Source organism: Streptomyces scabichelini, assembly GCF_011045015.1.
Classification (GTDB): domain Bacteria; phylum Actinomycetota; class Actinomycetes; order Streptomycetales; family Streptomycetaceae; genus Streptomyces; species Streptomyces scabichelini.
Genome location: NZ_JAAKZY010000017.1, coordinates 1 through 18,106, shown reverse-complemented (window position 1 = coordinate 18,106; position 18,106 = coordinate 1). Strand labels below are relative to the sequence as shown.

The 18,106-nt window shown below is 69.5% G+C and carries 16 protein-coding genes; 6 read left to right on the top strand and 10 right to left on the bottom strand.

The features are described 5' to 3' along the window. Positions 1-54: 54 nt before the first annotated feature. The 8 genes from G5C60_RS07935 to G5C60_RS07900 all read right to left on the bottom strand — a co-directional run bounded on the left by G5C60_RS07935 (position 55) and on the right by G5C60_RS07900 (position 8,945). The gene (locus tag G5C60_RS07935) at positions 55-486 is read right to left on the bottom strand and encodes a flagellar basal body-associated FliL family protein (protein WP_165256161.1); all 432 of its coding nucleotides are present in this window, start codon (positions 484-486) and stop codon (positions 55-57) included. A gap of 185 nt (positions 487-671) precedes the next feature. Then, positions 672-1,388, bottom strand: coding sequence for a response regulator (locus tag G5C60_RS07930; RefSeq protein WP_241266588.1), 717 nt, complete (start codon positions 1,386-1,388; stop codon positions 672-674). Further along, positions 1,385-2,614, bottom strand: a complete 1,230-nt coding sequence (locus tag G5C60_RS07925; protein WP_165256159.1) for a sensor histidine kinase — start codon at positions 2,612-2,614, stop codon at positions 1,385-1,387. Before G5C60_RS07925 ends, G5C60_RS07930 begins: the two co-directional genes overlap by 4 nt. 63 nt (positions 2,615-2,677) lie before the next feature. After that, a complete protein-coding gene (locus G5C60_RS07920; protein ID WP_165256157.1) occupies positions 2,678-3,355 on the bottom strand; it encodes a response regulator in 678 nt (225 codons plus the stop codon). After that, complete coding sequence (locus tag G5C60_RS07915; protein ID WP_338145732.1) at positions 3,352-4,602, bottom strand: sensor histidine kinase; 1,251 nt, start codon at positions 4,600-4,602, stop codon at positions 3,352-3,354. The genes G5C60_RS07920 and G5C60_RS07915 overlap by 4 nt, the downstream gene beginning before the upstream one ends. 141 nt (positions 4,603-4,743) lie before the next feature. Beyond that, entirely contained in the window at positions 4,744-6,711 is a 1,968-nt protein-coding gene (locus tag G5C60_RS07910; RefSeq protein ID WP_165256155.1) for a glycoside hydrolase family 5 protein, read from the bottom strand. Positions 6,712-6,869: 158 nt separating this feature from the next. Further along, complete coding sequence (locus G5C60_RS07905; protein WP_165256153.1) at positions 6,870-7,655, bottom strand: calcium-binding protein; 786 nt, start codon at positions 7,653-7,655, stop codon at positions 6,870-6,872. Between the two features lie 261 nt (positions 7,656-7,916). After that, positions 7,917-8,945 carry a hypothetical protein gene (locus G5C60_RS07900; RefSeq protein WP_165256151.1) on the bottom strand — a complete coding sequence of 343 codons (1,029 nt, stop codon included), beginning with the start codon at positions 8,943-8,945 and terminating at the stop codon, positions 7,917-7,919. A 499-nt stretch (positions 8,946-9,444) separates the two neighbouring features. Between G5C60_RS07900 and sbnB the strand changes: the two genes are divergently transcribed. The 6 genes from sbnB to G5C60_RS07870 all read left to right on the top strand — a co-directional run bounded on the left by sbnB (position 9,445) and on the right by G5C60_RS07870 (position 16,736). Beyond that, positions 9,445-10,443, top strand: a complete 999-nt coding sequence (sbnB, locus tag G5C60_RS07895; RefSeq protein WP_165256149.1) for a 2,3-diaminopropionate biosynthesis protein SbnB — start codon at positions 9,445-9,447, stop codon at positions 10,441-10,443. A 53-nt stretch (positions 10,444-10,496) separates the two neighbouring features. After that, complete coding sequence (locus tag G5C60_RS07890) at positions 10,497-11,582, top strand: hypothetical protein (protein ID WP_165256147.1); 1,086 nt, start codon at positions 10,497-10,499, stop codon at positions 11,580-11,582. A gap of 31 nt (positions 11,583-11,613) precedes the next feature. Continuing rightward, on the top strand, positions 11,614-12,564 hold the full coding sequence (locus G5C60_RS07885) for a TauD/TfdA family dioxygenase (RefSeq protein WP_165256145.1): 951 nt from the start codon (positions 11,614-11,616) through the stop codon (positions 12,562-12,564). A gap of 210 nt (positions 12,565-12,774) precedes the next feature. Beyond that, the gene (gene serA, locus G5C60_RS07880) at positions 12,775-14,391 is read left to right on the top strand and encodes a phosphoglycerate dehydrogenase (protein ID WP_165256143.1); all 1,617 of its coding nucleotides are present in this window, start codon (positions 12,775-12,777) and stop codon (positions 14,389-14,391) included. A 231-nt stretch (positions 14,392-14,622) separates the two neighbouring features. Then, positions 14,623-15,660, top strand: a complete 1,038-nt coding sequence (locus G5C60_RS07875; protein ID WP_165256141.1) for a LuxR C-terminal-related transcriptional regulator — start codon at positions 14,623-14,625, stop codon at positions 15,658-15,660. 89 nt (positions 15,661-15,749) lie between these two features. Next, complete coding sequence (locus G5C60_RS07870) at positions 15,750-16,736, top strand: helix-turn-helix transcriptional regulator (protein ID WP_165256139.1); 987 nt, start codon at positions 15,750-15,752, stop codon at positions 16,734-16,736. Positions 16,737-16,768: 32 nt separating this feature from the next. Here G5C60_RS07870 and G5C60_RS07865 read toward each other — a convergent pair whose 3' ends face one another. Both G5C60_RS07865 and G5C60_RS07860 read right to left on the bottom strand, forming a co-directional pair. Continuing rightward, positions 16,769-16,948 carry a hypothetical protein gene (locus tag G5C60_RS07865; RefSeq protein ID WP_165256137.1) on the bottom strand — a complete coding sequence of 60 codons (180 nt, stop codon included), beginning with the start codon at positions 16,946-16,948 and terminating at the stop codon, positions 16,769-16,771. A 177-nt stretch (positions 16,949-17,125) separates the two neighbouring features. After that, positions 17,126-18,106 (bottom strand): condensation domain-containing protein (locus tag G5C60_RS07860; protein WP_241266587.1); only part of this gene is annotated, 981 nt, incomplete at its 5' end.

Genomic DNA, 18,106 nt, shown 5'->3' with positions numbered 1-18,106 from the left:
TGCGACTGCCACTGTGCGGCTGTTTCGGATGTCTGGGCGTGTGCGTGAAATGCGTCAGGACGCGATCGGCGGGATCACGAGGGTGCGTTCGGCCTCGGTGCAGTGCGAATTGGCCGTCTTCGTCATGTCGGCCAGTTCCTGGTCCGTCGGTGCCTCGGCCGTACCCGTCGCACGGTCGGCGGCCCACTGCTCGTACGTGGCGATCCGCAGCCCGAGGTAGCCGTCCTTCATCTCCGAGATGCGCAGGTCACGGGTTGCCTTCCGCCACTTCGCGACCGCGGCCTTGTCCTCGGGAAGCTCCTGCGCCTCGTCGATGATCTTCTGGGCCAGAGCGCAGTCGGCCGCCGATGCCTGGCTCGGTTCATCGCGCTGCTGCCACCAATAGGCGCCGCCGATTCCCACGGCCGCCATCACCACGACCGCGAGGGAGATCCCGAATACCAGCGCTTTCTTGCTGCGGCTGTCGCTCTGAACGGTGATAACCATCGGAAGCCCCCGGAGAATTGTCGGTGAAACGTGCTTTCGTTTCGTCAACAATCCTTGCGGGGGCGGCTTTGACGCACATCCGATCGGGATACGACCCCCGGGCAGCCGCTCGTACGACCCGGGTCGTACGCCGATGCGCGACCGCGTCCTACACCGGGAGGACCCCTCGGGCAGGGGCGGAAGGATCAGCCGGCCGGCCGGACCAGCCCGGTCTGGTAGGCCAGCACCACGGCCTGCACCCGGTCGCGCAGCTCCAGCTTGGTGAGGATCCGCCCGAGGTGCGTCTTCACGGTCGTCTCCGCGACGTACAGGCGAGCGGCGATCTCGGAGTTGGACAGCCCGTGGCCGACCAGTTCCAGCACGTCCCGCTCCCGCTCGGTCAGGACGGCGAGCCGGTCGTCCTCCTGCTGCTGCTCCGGGGCGGGTACCAGTTGTCCGGCGAACCGTTCGAGCAGCCGACGGGTCACCCGGGGGGCCACGACGGAGTCGCCCGCCGCCACCACGCGGATCGCGGCGAGGAAGTCCTCGGGCGGCACGTCCTTGAGCAGATAGCCGCTCGCGCCGGCCTGGAGCGCGGCGAACGCGTCGTTGTCGGTGTCGAACGTGGTGAGGACGAGGATCTTGGGCGGGTTCGGGCGCTCGCCGATCCGCTCGGTGGCCTCCACGCCGTCCATGACGGGCATACGGATGTCCATGACGACGACATCGGCCGTGGTCCGCTCCAGCAGCGCCAGCGCCTCCGCCCCGTCCCCCGCCTCTCCGACGACCTCGATGTCGGGCTGTGCGTCCAGCACCATGGCGAAACCGGCGCGTACCAGCGGCTGGTCGTCCACGACCAGCACCCGGATCGGCTTCGCCGCGGCATCCGAACCGTTCATCCCGCCGCTCACGCCGCCGTTCATACCGCCGCTCGTTCCGCCGCCCTCGCCGGAAGTTCGACCTTGATCTGCCACCCCGGGCCGAGCCGGGGGCCCGCGGTGAACCGGCCGCCGTGCACATCGACCCGCTCCCGCATGCCCACCAGGCCGTTGCCACCCGACCCGGGCAGCACTGGAGCGGAGCCGGCCAGCTTCCCGGCCCCGTCGTCGATGACCTCCAGCACGGCGGTGCCGTCGCGGAACTCCAGCGTGACGGTGACGTGGGCCTCGGGTCCGGCGTGCCGCAACGCGTTGGTCATGCTCTCCTGGGCGATCCGGAAGAGGGTCAGCTCTTCGGCGGTCGAGAGCCCCTGCGGCTCACCGTCCACGCGCAGGTCCACTCGGAGTCCGGCGGCGCGGGCCCGCTCCACCAGCGGTTCCAGATGGGCCAGCCCGACCCGGCGGCGGTCGTCGGCGCCCTCACCGCCGCCGTCACCGTCGGTGCCGGACTTCTTCGTACCGCGCAGCACCTCCACGATGCTGCGCATGTCCTCGAGCGCGTCCCGGCCGGTGCCCGCGACCGCCTGCATCGCCTTGGTGGCCTTGTCCTGATCCGCGGCGATCGCGTATCTGGCCCCGTCCGCCTGGATGATCATCACGGCCAGGCTGTGTGCCACCACGTCGTGCAGCTCACGGGCGATCGCCGCGCGTTCTTCGACGGCGGCCAGCCGGATGAGGTGGGCACGCTCCCGCTCTGCGCCGGCGGCACGCTCCTCCAATGCCGCCACCAACAGCCGACGGGTCCGCATCACGTACGCGGTCAGCCACACCGCCGCGCAGACGCCGGTGAAGGTCAGGTTCTCGTTGAACTCGTCCCAGTCGGCCGCCGAGCTGAGGGAGGAGATCCCGCCGAAGGCCAGCACGTTGCCCACGACGACCATGCCACCGGCGGCGTACACCTTCCACGTCTCCTCGGCATGGATCACCACCGTCACCATCGCGATGAGGAGGGCGATGTCGTATCCGGTGAGGTCGCCCGCCAACGGCTCGGCCAGAGCAGCCAGCACATACTGCGTCAGGGCGAGGGCGGCGACGACCGCCATGACGGTCAGAGGAGCACGACGGCGGAACACCACGGCCAACGCCATGGAGACCCCGATGAGTTGGTCGTAGCCCGTGTCGTAGAACAACGTCGTGTAGGCCACCAGCACCGCGAGTGCCAGGTCGTAGGCCCTGTGCATCCACGGTTGCGGCAGTAACGGGCGCACCATGGCCGTCAGCGTACACGGCTGATCAAACCGCCCGGCCGCGGTCACGGGCAAACCCGCCAGGCCTCAGCGGGTGGGTCGGACCGCGCCGTTCTCCCAGGCCCAGGCGGCGATCTCGACGCGGTTGCGCACACCCAGTTTGGTCTGGATGTTCGTGAGGTGCGTCTTCACCGTGGACAGGGACAGGACCAGTTCCGCGCGGATCTCCTGGTTGGTCCGGCCGACCGCCACGAGGCGTACGACATCCATCTCACGGTCGGTCAGCGGGTGGGGCTCCGCGCCACCGCCGTCCACCGAAGACGGCCGCCGGTCCTGCAGTTGCTCCAGCAGGCGCAGGGTCACGGCGGGCGAGACCAGTGCGTCGCCTCGCGCCGCGGCTCGTACCGCCTCGATGAGCAGCGCGGAACCGGCGTCCTTGAGCAGGAAGCCGCAGGCGCCGTTGGTCAGCGCGGTGTGGACGTAGTCGTCCTGGTCGAACGTGGTCACCACCACGACCCGCAGCGGGTCCAGCACTCCGGGGCCGGCCAGCGCCCGGGTGACGTCCAGGCCGTCCAGCTTCGGCATCCGGATGTCGACCAGGCAGACGTCGGGCCGCAGCCGACGGGCCATTTCCACGCACTCGGCGCCGTCCTCCGCCTCGCCGACGACCTCGATGCCGGGCTGAGTGTTCAGGATCAGGCGGAATCCGGTGCGCACCATCTCCTGGTCGTCGGCTATCAGGACCCTGGTCGCGGAGGTGCTCACGCCGGTGATCCTTCCACAGCGGTGCCCAGTACGGGGAAGACGGCGGTGACCCGCCAGCCGCCGTCCGCCGTGCTCCCCGTCTCCAGCGTGCCCTCGACCGCTTCGACGCGTTCGCGCAGGCCGACGATGCCGAACCCGCCTCGCCCCCCGGCCGGGACGGTGGACCGTTCGCGGGGGGCGGAGTTGCGTACCTCCACCCGCAGCCGCTCGTCCTCGGCGTCGACGCGGACCGCGACCGTGGCACCGGGGGCGTGCCGGCGCACGTTGGTCAGCGCCTCCTGCACGACGCGCTGCACGGAGGTCTCCACCTCGGGCGCGAGTTTCGTGGCGCGGGCCGCCGTCCCGAGGTGCAGGCTCGCGTCCTGCTCGCCGCCCGAGGAGAAGTCGGAGACCATCCTGGCGAGTTGGGGGACGAGTTCGCCGGGCCGCAGCGTGCGGTTCTCCTCCTCGCGCAGCACGCGCACCAGACGGCGCATCGAGTCCAGCGTCTCCATTCCGGCCTTGCGGATGTTCTCGAGGATCGGGTCGATCTGGTCGGGGGCGATGGGCAGTACGGTGCGGGCGGCGTCCGCCTGGACCACGATCCCCGTGACGTGGTGGGCGATGAAGTCGTGCAGATCCCGGGCCAGTTCCATCCGCTCGCCGTCACGCACGGCGACGATCGCGCGGGCGCGGCGGGCGTCCAGCGACCGCAGATAGCAGCCCAGCGCGACCGCCCCGCCGGCGGCCAACGTCAAGAACATGGCGAAGTTGCCCGGCCAGAGCGGGTCGCCCCACCACCGGTAGGGAAGGACGATCACCGCGGCGCCGAGCGTCACGACCAGCGCCACCACGACGGCGGGTGGCGTCGTCGTACGGCAGACGCGCACCAGCAGGATCAGCATGCAGGCGAGCTCGAGGAAGCTCCACTCCTCCGGCAGCAGGTGGGTCGTGACAGCGAAGACGGTCAGGGCCAGTGAGAGGAGGCCGGTGATCCAGGCCCGGACGTCCAGACGTATCCAGCGGGCGGGCAGGAGCAGGATCAGGGCCGCCACGAGCCCACTGCACAGGGGCACGAGACCGAGCCGGTCCAACTCGGAGTCCGTGCCCGCGGCCGCGGCCGGGGCGTGCCATGCCGACCAGTTCCACAGGTCGAGCAGCCACAGCAGGGCGAGGCCGGCGTAGGTCGCCAACGAGACGATCGGCAGGTTCAGTTGGAGACGCCGGGCCCGAGCACGCCCTGCGGGGAACGGTGTTTTGGTGTTCACGGTCGAAGGGTAGAGAAGAACGGCCGACCGGCGGGTCGGCCGAATGGCCGAGCTGCGCCGCGCCGAATCGGCTGTCCGGCCGAGGGACGGACATGCCGTCCGGGCGAGATCATCAAGGCATGAGGCGAGGTGTGCAGCGGATCAGCTCCGCTGTCGGCAGTACAGCGCGTCGGGGGTGCGCGAGGAACCCACCCGGCCCGTGAGGGCGATCCCGGCCGCGTACTCGTCGTCCGCGCACTGGCCCTTGTAGTGGCCGGCCGCGAAGTCGCCGCCCTTGGGGGCCGAGCCCCTGTTGTCGCCGCGGTCGAACCAGACGGTGCGGCCGCTCGTGCCGACGATCGAGCCGGGCGCTGCGGCTGCGCACAGGACGGCGGAGACGGCGGCGCCACGGACGCTGTAGCCGGTCAGGAAGTGGCCGTCCGGGCACTGGAGTTTGGTGTATCCGGTCGCCCAGTCCCGGCCCGGTGCGACGTACCGCTCGTCGACGACCACCTTGTGTCCGGCGGCCGGGCCCCACACGGGACCGGCGGACACGTCCGAGCACAGGCCGCGGTTGCCGGTGTGGCTGAGGCCGAGGAGGCGCTGGCCGTCGGGGCAGACGGCTTTGCGGGCTCCGGAGTCCCAGTCGGGCAGGGCACGCATCCGCCGCGACTGGACGAAGTCGCCGTGGTCGGGGCTGAGCATCGACCAGTCCGTCACCGGGGCTATGCGGCCGGTGCGGCCCTGGGCCCCGATGAGCCGCCGCCAGGCGGTGGCACGCCAGTCATCACCGTCGTACGGGCCCATACGGTTGCCCGCCGCGTCCCAGTGCAGCAGGGCCCAGCCGTTGCCGGTGCGGTTCTCGTGCCAGCCGACGAGTGGCCAGTACGCGAAGTCGGCGTCGGTGCGGATCAGGTGGTCGACGAAGTTCTGGAACCAGGCGCGCTGCCGGGCGCCGGTCTCCGCGCGGCCCCCGACACCGAACTCGCTGATCCAGACGGGGGCGGTGAAGTGCCGGTCCTGCTCGCCGGTGACGAAGAACGCCTGGCGGTTCAGTACGTCGATCAGTTCGGTGGGGGTCAGGTCGCGGTAGCGGGGGTCGGTGGTCTCGCCCGTTCCGGTGGCGCCGCTGTGGTTGGGGCCGGTGTAGTCGTAGAAGTGGGCGGAGTACACGAGCTTGCCGGAGTCGACGAGCGTGTGCGAGAGGCGGCGTACGGGTTCCAGGGTGGGACGCTCGTGCGGCAGGCCGTCGACGGGGATGCCGGTCCAGTTGATGCCCTCGACGATGATCAGCAGATCCCGGTTGGCCTCCGTCAGGATGCGGTCGCCCACGCGCTGCGAGGCGGTGAACCAGTCGTGGTTGTCACCGATGCCCCAGTTGGGGTCGTTCCAGATGTCGCGGCGCACCTCGTTGTAGAGGTCGGCGCCGACGACGCGCTTGTTGTCCTTGTAGCGGCGGGCCATGAAGAGCCAGTCGTTCTCCCAGGTCTGGGTGGACCGGCTCGCGTTCCAGCGTTCGTTGCCGTCGACTCCGCAGCACCAGCGGGTGATGTTGGTGTGGTTGTTGAGGATCACGGCGAGGCCGGCGGCGGTGAGTTCGCGGACGACGGCGTCGTATACCTGGAGTGGCGTCTTGCCGCGTAGGGAGGGGTTGGCGGCTACGGCGTCGTCCTTGACGGGGACGCTGTCGTGGATCATCTCGTTGGAGAAGGGCAGCCGGATGCTGTTGATCCCGATCTCCCGGAAACCGGCGATGATCTCGGCCATGGGCGCGCGGTCCAGGCCGAGCGGGATCCGGCCGGAGTTCTCGCCCGCGTGGTGGTTGGCGTCCTCGTCCGCGCTTCCTGAACCGTTCCAAGTGCCGCTGGCACCATGCCAGTTGCCGGACCGCAGCTTGAAGCGGTCTCCGTCCGCGTCGACGATCCAGCGGCCTCGCGTGCTGAGCGGTGCCGTCCAGTCGGCCGCAGCGGACGCGGCAGACGCGGCAGACGCGGCAGACGCGGACTTTTCGGATGGAGTGGCGGTCTCGGGGGCCGGATCCTGTGCGGCCGCGGGGGCGGGCGCCAGGGGCACCAGCAGGAAGACGGCGGCCAACGTAGCCCTGACTAAGGATCCGCGCACGGTCACCATCCAGGAGACGGATTTGTCATGGCGGCGTCATCATGGCGGACAGTGCGGCAAAGGTCCAGTCCTGCGCACGTACTCCCCGTGGGGGCGAACCGGCGTGGTGAGCTGATTGTTCGCGACATGGCCGTCGACATCGACCGTGCAGTACGTGCAGTACGTGGCTATCGGACGTCCACGAAGTCGCTGGTGGAGGTCACGGCCGGAGTGGTCGAGGTGCCGGCGAACTTGTAGCGGAAGTAGCCGTCCACGGACGCGGTGACCGTCGTTTTCAAGGAGCCCGTCGAGGACGACGTGACCGTCTTGACGTCGGTGTACGTGCTGGAGGTCTTCTTGCGGTACTGGAGTGTCACCTTCTGCTGGGTGTACCCCATGTACTTGTTGGTGTCCCAGTTGGCCCGGGACAGCAGACCGGTGACCGTGATGGTCTTGCCCTTCTTGACGGGCTCGGGCGAGGCGTTGGTGGTGAGCCGCGAGTAGCGCTGCACCTTGAACCTGGTGGCCGCGTCCCGGTGGAAGTAGTCGTAGTCGTTGGCGGAGACCAGCGTGCCGAGGTTCCAGGTGGCCGCCGCGCTGTTGCCGACGAAGCCGGTCGACGCCTGCGGGTCGAACGTCAGCGTGCCCGTGCAGGTCGACGTGGTGGCGCTCGCCTTGACGCACGTGATGTCGCCGTCATCCTCCCAGATTTGCGCGTAGTTGGGAGTCGGTCCGAAGGCGCTGATGTACGTGGTCTTGGCGATGCCCGAATCGTCCGACGCGGTGACGGAGACTTTGGCGGACACCACCTTTGTCGTACCGACCACGACCGGCTTGCCGCCGTTGACGACGACCTTGTCGATCGTGATGTTGCCCGTGCCACCGTCCTCCGCCTGGGCGGCAGTGGCACCGATTGCCGTGGCGACCAGCGCGAGGCTGGTGCCGAGCAGGGCAAGGCGCGCGGTTGTGCGCATGGACGTCCCCCCCCGGGAGTCTTTGATTGATCAGTGATCATATGGCGTTGGCCAACGGTTCACCACGACGTTGTCCAACGCCTCCCCGCACGCTGCGCTGCTCCGCTATCGCGCGCACGGGGCCGTCTCCCGGGGTAGGCGTACAGCGGCGACCAGCGCCTACTGGAACCCGCCCGCACCAACTCACCCGACAGCCCCGCCCGTCCGAAGCCGACCGGGAGGCTGCGCCCAGGAGGACCTGGGCGCGGCCTACGAAGTCAGTCAGCGGCAGGTCCAGACGGTCGGCTCGTCGCGGCCGCCAGGGAACGTCCAGCTCCGGCCGGCGATCGTGCCGTCGTCACTGGAAACAGCGAGTTCGAGCCCGCGGTTGGGGCCGTAGCTCAACGTGGAACCGAGTGTCGTCAGCTGCCACACACCGTGTTCCCGCCAGCTGGGATCATCAGTGCGACCGACGATCTGACCGTCACGGTTGATGCCCTGGACATCGTCGCCCCGCGCCATGACGCGCGGTTTGCCGTCGCGATCCCACAGCACGCTTCGCGACTCCATCGAATCGTAGGAGACCTGGCCGATTACACGGCCGTTCGATATTCCGCGCGCGATGACGTCATAAGCCCCATCGGGGAGGGACAGTGGGCGCGCCTCGCCGTCCTTCCACAGATACGGCACTCGGCCGAAGCCGTTGTCCACCTCTACCAGCACGGTGCCGTCCTGGTCGATACCGGTGGCAAAAGCCTCCCCGTCGGGCAGACCGGTCAGCTTCACCACTGTTCCGGGCTTGTCGGCAGGCCAGATGACCGGGTGGTAGTACCACTCGCCGTCGACCGTCGCCTCGACGGCGCCGACGATGTCCCCGTGGTCGTTGATGCCTTCCGCCACGGAAGCGTCGGCACCGGGCAGTTCGGGCAGGCGCTCCATCTTGCCGTTGCGCGAGCGGAGGGCGGTCGGCAATCCGTCATCCTGCCGGTAGGCGGCTCCGACGACCGTCCCGGCGTCGTTCACCCCGTCGACGGTGATCCAGTTCTGGTATTCGGGATCGGCCAGGTTGCCGTAGTCGGTGAATTTTCCGTTCTTCCACAGCACGGCGCGACCGCCCTCTTCGGAATCCGCGCCGTACGAAATCGTGCCCGCGTAACCACCACTTCCGTCAGTCGCGACCACGTCCCCGGTAAGCGCTCCGGTGGGCAGCGGCAGGATGGCCGGTGTCCACACGCAGGCCGCCCGTTCAGCGGCGGTGGCGCTGGCAGCGGCGGTGGCGGTGGGCGCCGCGGTACCGACCACCGTCGCCATCAGTGCCGCCGAAAGCAGCAGGCGAGTTGCACCATTCGTACGTCTCACAAGTCTCCCCAGTTTGTGGTGATGTGACGAGTCCGGAATTGCGGCCGGCCAAGAAACCTCGTCGCCGCTGTTCCCACAAGGCCACCGTGGTCGTCTCTAGCCGTTCAATCCGGGAGCAATATTCGAAGGACATTGGCGGGCGGGGTGTCCCGGACAGCTGGGGCGGCCGCCGCACCGTCCTCACGGTCGCCGCGCCGGAAGACGACGGCATACCGGCGGTATAGGCCCTTGATAGGGGCTCCCCGCAGGATCGAGCGGGAGGTGACCGTCGTGCCCGGTGATCCGTGCGGGGAATTCCGGTGCTTGAGGGAGACCCCCGGTCCGGCTGTCTCCGCCTCCCGGGCCGCGTGGCAGTGATCGCGCTCTCGACCTCGACACGTTCCGTTCCGACGCGTCGGCGCCGGCTGTGTTCCCGCGCCGTCGCGCACCTGTGGAAGGACTGAATCCCGTCATGCTCATCCTGCGGCACTCGGAGGTCGCGCAGATCCTCGACGGCCGTGAACTCGACAACATCCGGACCGTGGCCGACACCTATCGCATCCATGCGCAGGGCGACACCGCGGTGCCGCACTCCGTGTTCCTCCGCTTCCCCGGGCAGCCGCGCAACCGCATCATCGGCCTGCCCGCCTACCGGGGCGGGCAGCAGCCGGCCGCGGGCATGAAGTGGATCGCGTCCTTCCCGGCCAACATCGAGCGGGGCATCGAGCGGGCCAGCGCAGCGATCATCCTCAACTCGCTGGCGACCGGCCGGCCCGAGGCCCTGGTCGAGGGCTCGCTCATCTCCGCCACGCGCACCGCCGCCAGCGCCGCGCTCGCCGCCGAGCTGCTCACCCGCGACCGTCGCCCGGACGGCCTTGCGCTGATCGGCTGCGGAGTCATCAACCTGGAGATCCTGCGCCATGTGCGGGCGGCACTGCCCGGTCTGAAGACGCTGTCGCTGTACGACAGTTCGCCGCGGCGGGCCACCGAGTTCGCCGCCCGGGCCGCCATGGTGCTCCCGGGAGCCGAGGTGGTCGTGCTCGACAGCGCGGAGCGGGCGCTCGCGGCGCACGGCCTGGTCTCCATCGCCACGTCCGCCGTCGAACCTCACCTGGACCTGAAGGCGGCCGTGCCGGGCACGGTCGTGCTGCACATCTCACTGCGCGACCTGCTGCCCGAGTCACTGCTCGACGCGCACAACATCGTCGACGACGTCGATCACGCGGTCCGCGAGCGCACCTCGCTCGACCTGGCCGTGCGGGCGGCGGGCCACCGCGAGTTCATCGATCCGACGATCGGTCGGCTGCTCCTCGACGAAGGCGCCGACGGCGCGTTCACCCCGGAGCGGGACCGCACGGTCGTCTACGCGCCGTTCGGGCTCGGTGTCCTGGACATCGCCCTGGCCGATTCCGTCCTCGCCGCCGCCCGCGTCCAGGGACTCGGTGTGGAAGTCGAGGGCTTCCTGCCGTGACACGACACATCACGACCGTACGCAACTCCGCCGGAAACGACATGGGAGCACACATGACCGAGAGCGTCTTCCACAAGTGGCGCGCCGCCACGGTCCTCGCCGCGGCCGCGGCCGCGGTTGTCGGCGTCGGACTCGTCGCGTCGCCCGCGAGCGCCGCGACGTCCTGGGAATCGCTGACCGTGCCGATCACCACCCAGAAGGTCTCGGTCCTGCCCGTCAGCGGCCAGAACCTCTTCGCCAGGAGCGAGAGCATCTGCTTCGACGCCTCCGAGTGCACGCCCACCGTGAGGCTGTGGCAGAAGACCGGCACCACGTACAAGGAGCTGACCCCGCCCGCCGAGGCCGCGGTCGACACCATGGCCGGCACCGCCACCGATGACCTGTGGGTCATCGGCACCAGGTGGGCGTCCAACGGCAGTAACCGCATCCACCACTACAACGGCAGCACGTGGTCCGCGAACCTCAACCCCGATCCCAAGAGCCTGGAACTCTATGACGCCGAGGCGGTCGGCAGGAACAGCGTGTGGGGCGCGGGCAGTGTCCGGGTCGCCGGCGCCCCGACCAAGTGGGTCCCCGCGGTCAGCCACTGGGACGGCCAGAGCTGGAAGACCACCAAGTTCGCTGATATGGAGGGCAACCTGGTCGCCCTCGATGTACGGAACGAGAACGACATCTGGGCCGTTGGACACGGCGACGACCAGCCACTCGCCATGCACTATGACGGCACCACCTGGCGCGAGGTGCCCCTCACCGGGACCTCCAACATGGACTCCCTGCGCGAGGTGTTCAGCAACGGGCCGAACGACGTGTGGATCAACTCCGGCGAGCAGATGAGCCACTGGGACGGAAAGACCTGGACGCGCCATGACATCTCCGCCGCACCCCAGGCCGCGGTGTCGTTCAGCTCCTACGGCGGTCAGGTCTACGTCGGTGTCAGGTCGTTCGGCAGCCACCCGAAGCTGAACCGCTGGACCGGCACCGCCTGGCAGGCCGACACCTCGCTCACCAAGGGCAACACGGTCGACCAGCTGGCCACCGGCAGTGACGGCTCGCTGTATGCCGCTTCCAGCCAGGGCGACGGTGTCGTGTTCCGCTACAACGCCTACCTGTCCCGGCTCGCCCCGCCGACCACCGGCTGATCCACGCGCCCCACACGAGAGGAACCGATCCATGAGCGACCGCAACGGCTGGGCGCCGTTCGAGGTGACGCCGGGTCACATCGGCGCCGAGGCCACCCCCGAGGCACTCGTCGAGTATCTGGACTCCGCCGACGACTCCGCAGGCCTGGACGCACTGCTCGTCCGGGAGAAGGCCGTGGTCTTCCGCGGGTTCAAGGTGCCCGCCGACGGCCTCGACCCGGTGCTCGACCGCCTGCTGCCGCGCCGCCTCGCCTATGTGCACGGCAACTCGCCGCGCACCAAGGTGGGTTCGAACGTGTACACCTCCACGGAGTACCCGCAGGAGTACACCATCTCGATGCACAACGAGATGTCGTACGCCCACGCGTGGCCCACCCGCCTCGCCTTCTACTGCGCGGTCGCGCCCGCGACCGGCGGCGCCACCCCGGTCGTGGACGCGGCCCTGTGGCTGGAGTCCCTGGACGACGAGGTGCGCGAGGCCTTCGCGGGCGGCGTGCGCTACACGCAGAACCTGCACGGCGGCAGAGGGCTCGGCAAGAGCTGGCAGGACACCTTCGAGACGGATGACCGCGGCGAGGTCGACGCCTTCCTCAAAGAGGCGCAGGCCGACTGGAGCTGGGGGCCGGACAACAGCCTGAAGATCAGCCAGGTGCGTCACGCCACCGTCCGCCACCCGCACACCGGGGCCGAGGTCTGGTTCAACCAGTCCGACCAGTGGCACCCGGCCTCACTCGGTGACGAGACGGCCAAGGCCCTGGCCCAGATCATGCCGCCGGACGAGCTGCCTCAGTACGTGACCTTCGCGGACGGCAGCCCGATCCCGGACGCGTATGTGCTCCAGGTGCGCGACCGGGGCCTGGAGCACGCGGTGGACGTCGACTGGCACGAGGGCGATCTGCTGGTCATCGACAACCTGCTGGTCGGGCACGGCCGCCGCCCGTTCACCGGGCCGCGGCGGGTCCTGGTCGCCATGTCGGACTGACCACACCCCGATTCCATCCCCTCAGCGGGGCCAGGGCCGGTACGCCACCTCACCGGTCCTGGCCCCGCTGCCCCCGTTCCGGCTTCGGACCACGCCGTGGTGCGCTCGCGCCCGGCGAGCGTCTCGTACCGACTTCCCGCCGGGCGGGCCCGCCCGGCCTTCGCAGAGAGGGCAGCTTCCGTGACCCGTCATCCCGTCACCCGTCATCCCGTGACCCGTCATCCCGTCGTCCTGATCGCCGAGGAACTCTCCCCGGCCACCGTCGAGGCCCTCGGCGCCGACATCGACGTGCGCCACGTCGACGGCTCCGACCGCGCCGGCCTGCTGCCCGCCCTCTCGGACGCCGACGCCGTGCTGGTGCGCAGCGCCACCCGGATGGACCGGGAGGCGATCGCCGCCGCCCCTCGCCTGAAGGTCATCGCCAGGGCCGGGGTCGGCCTGGACAACGTCGACATCCCGGCCGCCACCGAAGCCGGTGTCCTCGTCGCCAACGCACCGGCCTCCAACGTGACCAGCGCCGCGGAATTCGCCGTAGGTCTGCTGCTCGCCGCCGCGCGCAACATCCCGCAGGCGGACGCCGCGCTGAAGAACGGTTCCTGGCAGCGCGGCCGTTGGTCCGGTGTGGAGCTGAGCGGCAAGGTCCTCGGTGTCGTCGGCCTCGGCCGCATCGGCAGCCTCGTCGCCCGGCGCATGGCCGCCTTCGGGATGGACGTGGTGGCTTACGACCCGTTCGTGTCCGCCGCCCACGCGGCCGCCACCGGGGTGCGACTGCTCTCCCTCGACGAAGTCCTCGCCCGGTGCGACTTCCTCACCGTCCATCTGCCGCGCACCCCGGAGACAACGGGCCTGATCGGTTTCGACGCCCTGCGCAAGGTGAAGCCGACCGTGCGCATCGTGAACGCGGCCCGCGGCGGCATCGTGGACGAGAACGAGCTGTACGCGGCGCTCAAGGAGGGCCGCGTCGCGGGCGCCGCACTCGACGTGTACGCGAGTGAGCCATGCACCGACTCGCCCCTGTTCGCGCTCGACAACGTGGTGGTCACACCCCACTTGGGCGCTTCCACCGACGAGGCCCAGGAGAAGGCGGGTGTCGCCGCGGCCCGCTCGGTACGCCTCGCGCTCGCGGGCGGCCACGTGCCCGACGCCGTCAACGTCCAGGGCGGCCCGGTGCCGGAGGCGTTGGGTCCGTGGCTGCCGCTGACCGAGCGGCTCGGCCAGGTCTTCACCCGAGCCGCCGACGGAGTCCCCGTCCAGCTCGAGATCCTGCCGCAGGGCGAGATCGCCGGACTGCCCGCCGGGGCGCTGGAACTCGCCGCCCTCAAAGGCGTGCTGGAACGGACCGCCACGAGCGCGGTGAGTCATGTGAACGCCCCGCTGGTCGCCAGGGAGCGTGGTCTGACCTCGCGGCTCACCACCTCACAGGACGGCGGCACCCAGCGTTCCGCCGTCACCCTGCGGGGCATCTTCCCCGACGGCCGCGTCGTCACGGTCACCGGCACACTCGCCGGGGTCCGCCTCCAGGAGAAGCTGGTCGAGGCGCTCGGGCACGAGCTGGAGCTGCCGCTGTCGGGCGACCTCTCCTTCCTGCGTTACCCGGACCGCCCGGGGTCTGTCGGCGTGATCGGCGGCGAGTTCGCCGCGGAAGGCGTCAACATCGCCGCCATGCAGGTCTCCCGGGACGCCTCCGGGGCCACCGCGCTGGCCGGCTTCTGTGTCGACACACCCGTTTCCGCCACCGCACTCGGCCGGGCTGCCGCCGCTGTGGGCGCCGACCTGGCCTGGCGCGTTCCCGCCACCGACCCGGACGTCATATCGACCGGCCCGTAAAAGGGCAGTTTATTTCTCTAAGGGATCATTTTACGGAATGTTGCATTTGTAAATCTAAGGTCACATGATCAGACTAACTGTTTTACAATCCACAAGAGATCTACGACTGATCCACGATTGATCTACAACTGGCACAGGAGGGGGAATCACCGGCGCTCGCCGTCACGCACGCCCCCCACAGCAGACCAGTGAGCGACAAGGCCAGCACGCGGGGCCAGTTTGGAGACGCCGGTGTTCACCAACACTCTCGGCTTACACCCGGACGAGGAGTCCGCGTACCGGGCCATGCTGACGAACGCCCATATGAGCGTGACCGAACTCGCCGCGCACCTGGGCTGGCCCACCGGCAGAGTCACCGCCGCGATCGACCGTCTGACCCGGCGCTCGCTCGTGCAACTGCCCCCGGAAAGCCCCGGCCGACCGGTCCTCGTGCGGCCCGAACTGGCCCTGGCCGCATTGCTCCTCGACGAGGAGGCCGCCCTGCTCGACCACCGCAGACGAGTGGCCACCAGCAGTACCGCGGTCACCCAGGTGATCGCCGCGTACAGCGCTCCGGAGGACCGCCCCGACGTCGTACGGCTGCCGGGCCCGGAGGCGGTGCAGGACAGGATCGACCAGTTCGCGGCGGCCTGCGAGGTGGAGATCGCGACGCTGGAGGTCAACGACTGCCGGTCGGCCGAGCGTCTGGAGGCCGCCGAGCGGCTCGACACGACGATGCTGGCCCGCAGGGTCGACGTCCGCCGCGTCTATCCCGACGGGGCGTGCCGCGACGCGGCAACCGTCCGGTACGCCGACCGGCTGACCGCCCGGGGCGGACAGGTACGTACGGCACGGCACCTGCCGCCCCCGGTGACCATCTTCGACCGCTACTCGGCCATCGTGCCCATCGACCCGGCACAGCCGGACGCGGAGGCCGTGGCGATCCAGGGCACGGGCGCCGTCACGGCTCTCCTGACCCTCTTCGACAAGGTCTGGGAGCAGGCCACGCCACTGGGCTCCGCGACGGACGACGACCGGGACGAGTTCACCGACCAGGAGCGCACCCTGCTCGAACTGCTCTGCGCGGGCAACACCGACGAGGTGATCGCGCGCAAGCTCGGCGTGTCGGTGCGCACCGGCCGGCGCCTCACCTCGGGGCTCATGAGCCGCCTCGGCGCCCGCAGCCGCTTCCAGGCGGGGGTGCTGGCGGCGAACCGCGGCTGGGTGCTGCCGCCCGACTCCGAGAGCGGCACACCACGCACGGCGGCCGAGCCGAAGGGGGCCAGGTAATTCCCATTCTGCCCGCTCTGCGTCGAGCAGAATAACCGGTCGGCACGCCACGCGGACGCGTGCGGGACCAGAGCAACAGGGGGAACGTCATGTCGAAAAGCCTGGAAATGGGCCAGGACGAAGAATTCGTTTACGAAGTGCTGCTGGAAAAACCGAATCTCAGCGTGGCCGCTCTTTCCGACACTCTCGGCTGGCCTCCTGAAAGGGTGTCCGCAGCTTTCAACAAACTGATCCACCTCGCTTCCCTGGGTCCGGGAGACGAGACGTCCAAAAGCAGGATCGCCCGTATAAGACGCAGCCTCATCTCGTTCCTCGACCGGCAGGAAGAGGAGCTGATGCGCCGCCAGAAGGAGATCGCCACCAGCCGTCAGGTGATCTTCCAGCTGCTCGCCGAGTACGCCGAGACCGACGCGGCCGACCACCACGGGCAGACCCGGCGGCTGGAGGGCATGGAGGCCATCCAGTCCCTGATCCGGACCATGGCCGGGACGTGCACGTCCGAGGTCGCCGTCTTCGCCCCCGGGGGAGGCCAGCCGACGGAGAGCCTGGACGCGGCCAAGCCGCTCGACTCCGCGGTCCTGGAACGGGGCGTGCGAGTGCGCTACGTGTACCTGGACAGTGTCCGCAACGACGGTGCCACCACGGAGTACGCCCAGTGGCTGACCCAGGAGGGCGGGCAGGTGCGGACGGTGCCGCACCTGCCGACCCGACTTCTCATCTATGACCGCGCTTTGGCGATCGTCCCCGTGAATCCGCAGGTCGCTGACGCTGCCGTGATCGCGCTCGAGGACCTGGGCGTGGTCAGCGCCCTTCAGGCCCTCTTCGAGCGGACATGGGAACAGGCCTCACCGCTGGGCGAGGACCGTGCGCGCGACGCACACGGGCTCACGGCCCAGGAGCGTGCCGTACTGGAGCTCCTGGCCCGGGGTTTCACGGACGAGATGATCGCCCGCAAGCTGGCTGTCTCCGTACGTACCGTGCGCCGCATGACGGCCAGCCTGATGACCCGTCTGAACGCGGGCAGTCGCTTCCAGGCCGGTGTGCTGGCCGTCGCGCGGAATTGGCTCCGCAGCTGACGACCCGCCGGGGAGCGACGCGCCGCCGCGGATCACGGTCCCCAGGTGTTCTCCGGGCGGGCCGACGCCCCCTCTTCACCGAGCACGTCCACCTGGCCGGCCTGGTGACCGGTCATGGGCGAGGCGGCCACCGCCGTCGTCGCCCCCATCGCGGTCAGAACGGCGACAATCGGCATCAGCAGAACGAGCTTCAGTCGTCTCAGGCCCTTCACAACGTACCTTTCTTGTTGGCTTTTTGTTCCCTCGTTTAGACCGCACCGGTTCTTGTTCCCTTGCCTCGCGGAACTTCGTGGTGCGGCCGTGTGATTGATTCTTTCAGCGCAATTCCGCGGGCCGCCAGAGAAATCCATGGCCACTTCTGACGGTGGCAGGAAAGTGCCAGGCCGTGTTCAGTAACCGCCCCACTCCACGAGGAGTTGGTGACGCTCCTCCTGGGTGAGGAGATCGATGCTGCTCACCGAGCGCTCGGGGTCCGCGGCCAGGGTCTCCAGCAGGTGCAGGACGCGGTCGAGCATCTTCTGTGCCTCCTCGCGCGTGTACAGGTCCGGCAGGTATCCCAACCGCAGGCCGAGGTTGCTCCCGTCCGGCACGACGGCCATCCGCAGGGGGTAGTGGGTGGCGTCCTCGTTGTCGATGCCGACCACTTCGAGGTCGCCGAGGACCGTGTCGAGGACCGATGGGTCCAGGGGGTAGTTCGTCAGCACCGTGGTGGTGTCGAAGAGGGTGCCGAAGCCGGTCCTGCGCTGGATGTCGGACAGGCCGTAGTGGTGGTGCGGGATCAGCGCCGACTGCTCCTCCTGGAGCCGCCTCAGCAGCCCGATCACCGACTCCTCCGGACGCAGGCGTACGCGTACCGGCAGCGTGTTGATGAACAGGCCGAGCATCCGCTCGACGCCCTCCAGCTCCGGCGGACGCCCCGAGACCGTGGCACCGAAGACCACGTCCTCCCGGCCGGTCTGCCGCGCCAGCAGCAGCCCCCACACACCCTGGACCACCGTGTTCAGCGTCACCCCGTACCGGCGCCCGGTCGCCGTCAGCGCCTCGTCCAGTTCCTTGGGTATCTCCGTACGGACCATGTCCTGGACGGGGCTGTGATCGTGGGTGGTGTCGGGGGCGACGAGGGTCGGCTCGGCGAGTCCTTCCAGCGCCGCGGCCCACGCCTGCCCGGCCGCCTCCCGGTCCTGCCGGCCCAGCCACGCCAGATACTCCCGGTACGGAGTCACCGCCGGCAGACCCGCATCCCCCTCACCCCCGGCCGCATACAGCCGGAACAGCTCCTCCACCAGCACCGGCACCGACCAGCCGTCCCACAGAATGTGATGACCCGTCAGCAGCAGCCGGTAGCGGCGCTCCCCCAGCCGCAGCAACGA

Bases quoted from the DNA above. Each gene is read 5' to 3' on its own strand.
- G5C60_RS07935 (WP_165256161.1), bottom strand. From the start codon at position 486: ATGGTTATCACCGTTCAGAGCGACAGCCGCAGCAAGAAAGCGCTGGTA.
- G5C60_RS07930 (WP_241266588.1), bottom strand. From the start codon at position 1,388: ATGAACGGCGGCGTGAGCGGCGGGATGAACGGTTCGGATGCCGCGGCG.
- G5C60_RS07925 (WP_165256159.1), bottom strand. From the start codon at position 2,614: ATGGTGCGCCCGTTACTGCCGCAACCGTGGATGCACAGGGCCTACGAC.
- G5C60_RS07910 (WP_165256155.1), bottom strand. From the start codon at position 6,711: ATGGTGACCGTGCGCGGATCCTTAGTCAGGGCTACGTTGGCCGCCGTC.
- G5C60_RS07905 (WP_165256153.1), bottom strand. From the start codon at position 7,655: ATGCGCACAACCGCGCGCCTTGCCCTGCTCGGCACCAGCCTCGCGCTG.
- G5C60_RS07900 (WP_165256151.1), bottom strand. From the start codon at position 8,945: ATGGCGACGGTGGTCGGTACCGCGGCGCCCACCGCCACCGCCGCTGCC.
- sbnB (WP_165256149.1), top strand. From the start codon at position 9,445: ATGCTCATCCTGCGGCACTCGGAGGTCGCGCAGATCCTCGACGGCCGT.
- G5C60_RS07890 (WP_165256147.1), top strand. From the start codon at position 10,497: ATGACCGAGAGCGTCTTCCACAAGTGGCGCGCCGCCACGGTCCTCGCC.
- G5C60_RS07885 (WP_165256145.1), top strand. From the start codon at position 11,614: ATGAGCGACCGCAACGGCTGGGCGCCGTTCGAGGTGACGCCGGGTCAC.
- G5C60_RS07870 (WP_165256139.1), top strand. From the start codon at position 15,750: ATGTCGAAAAGCCTGGAAATGGGCCAGGACGAAGAATTCGTTTACGAA.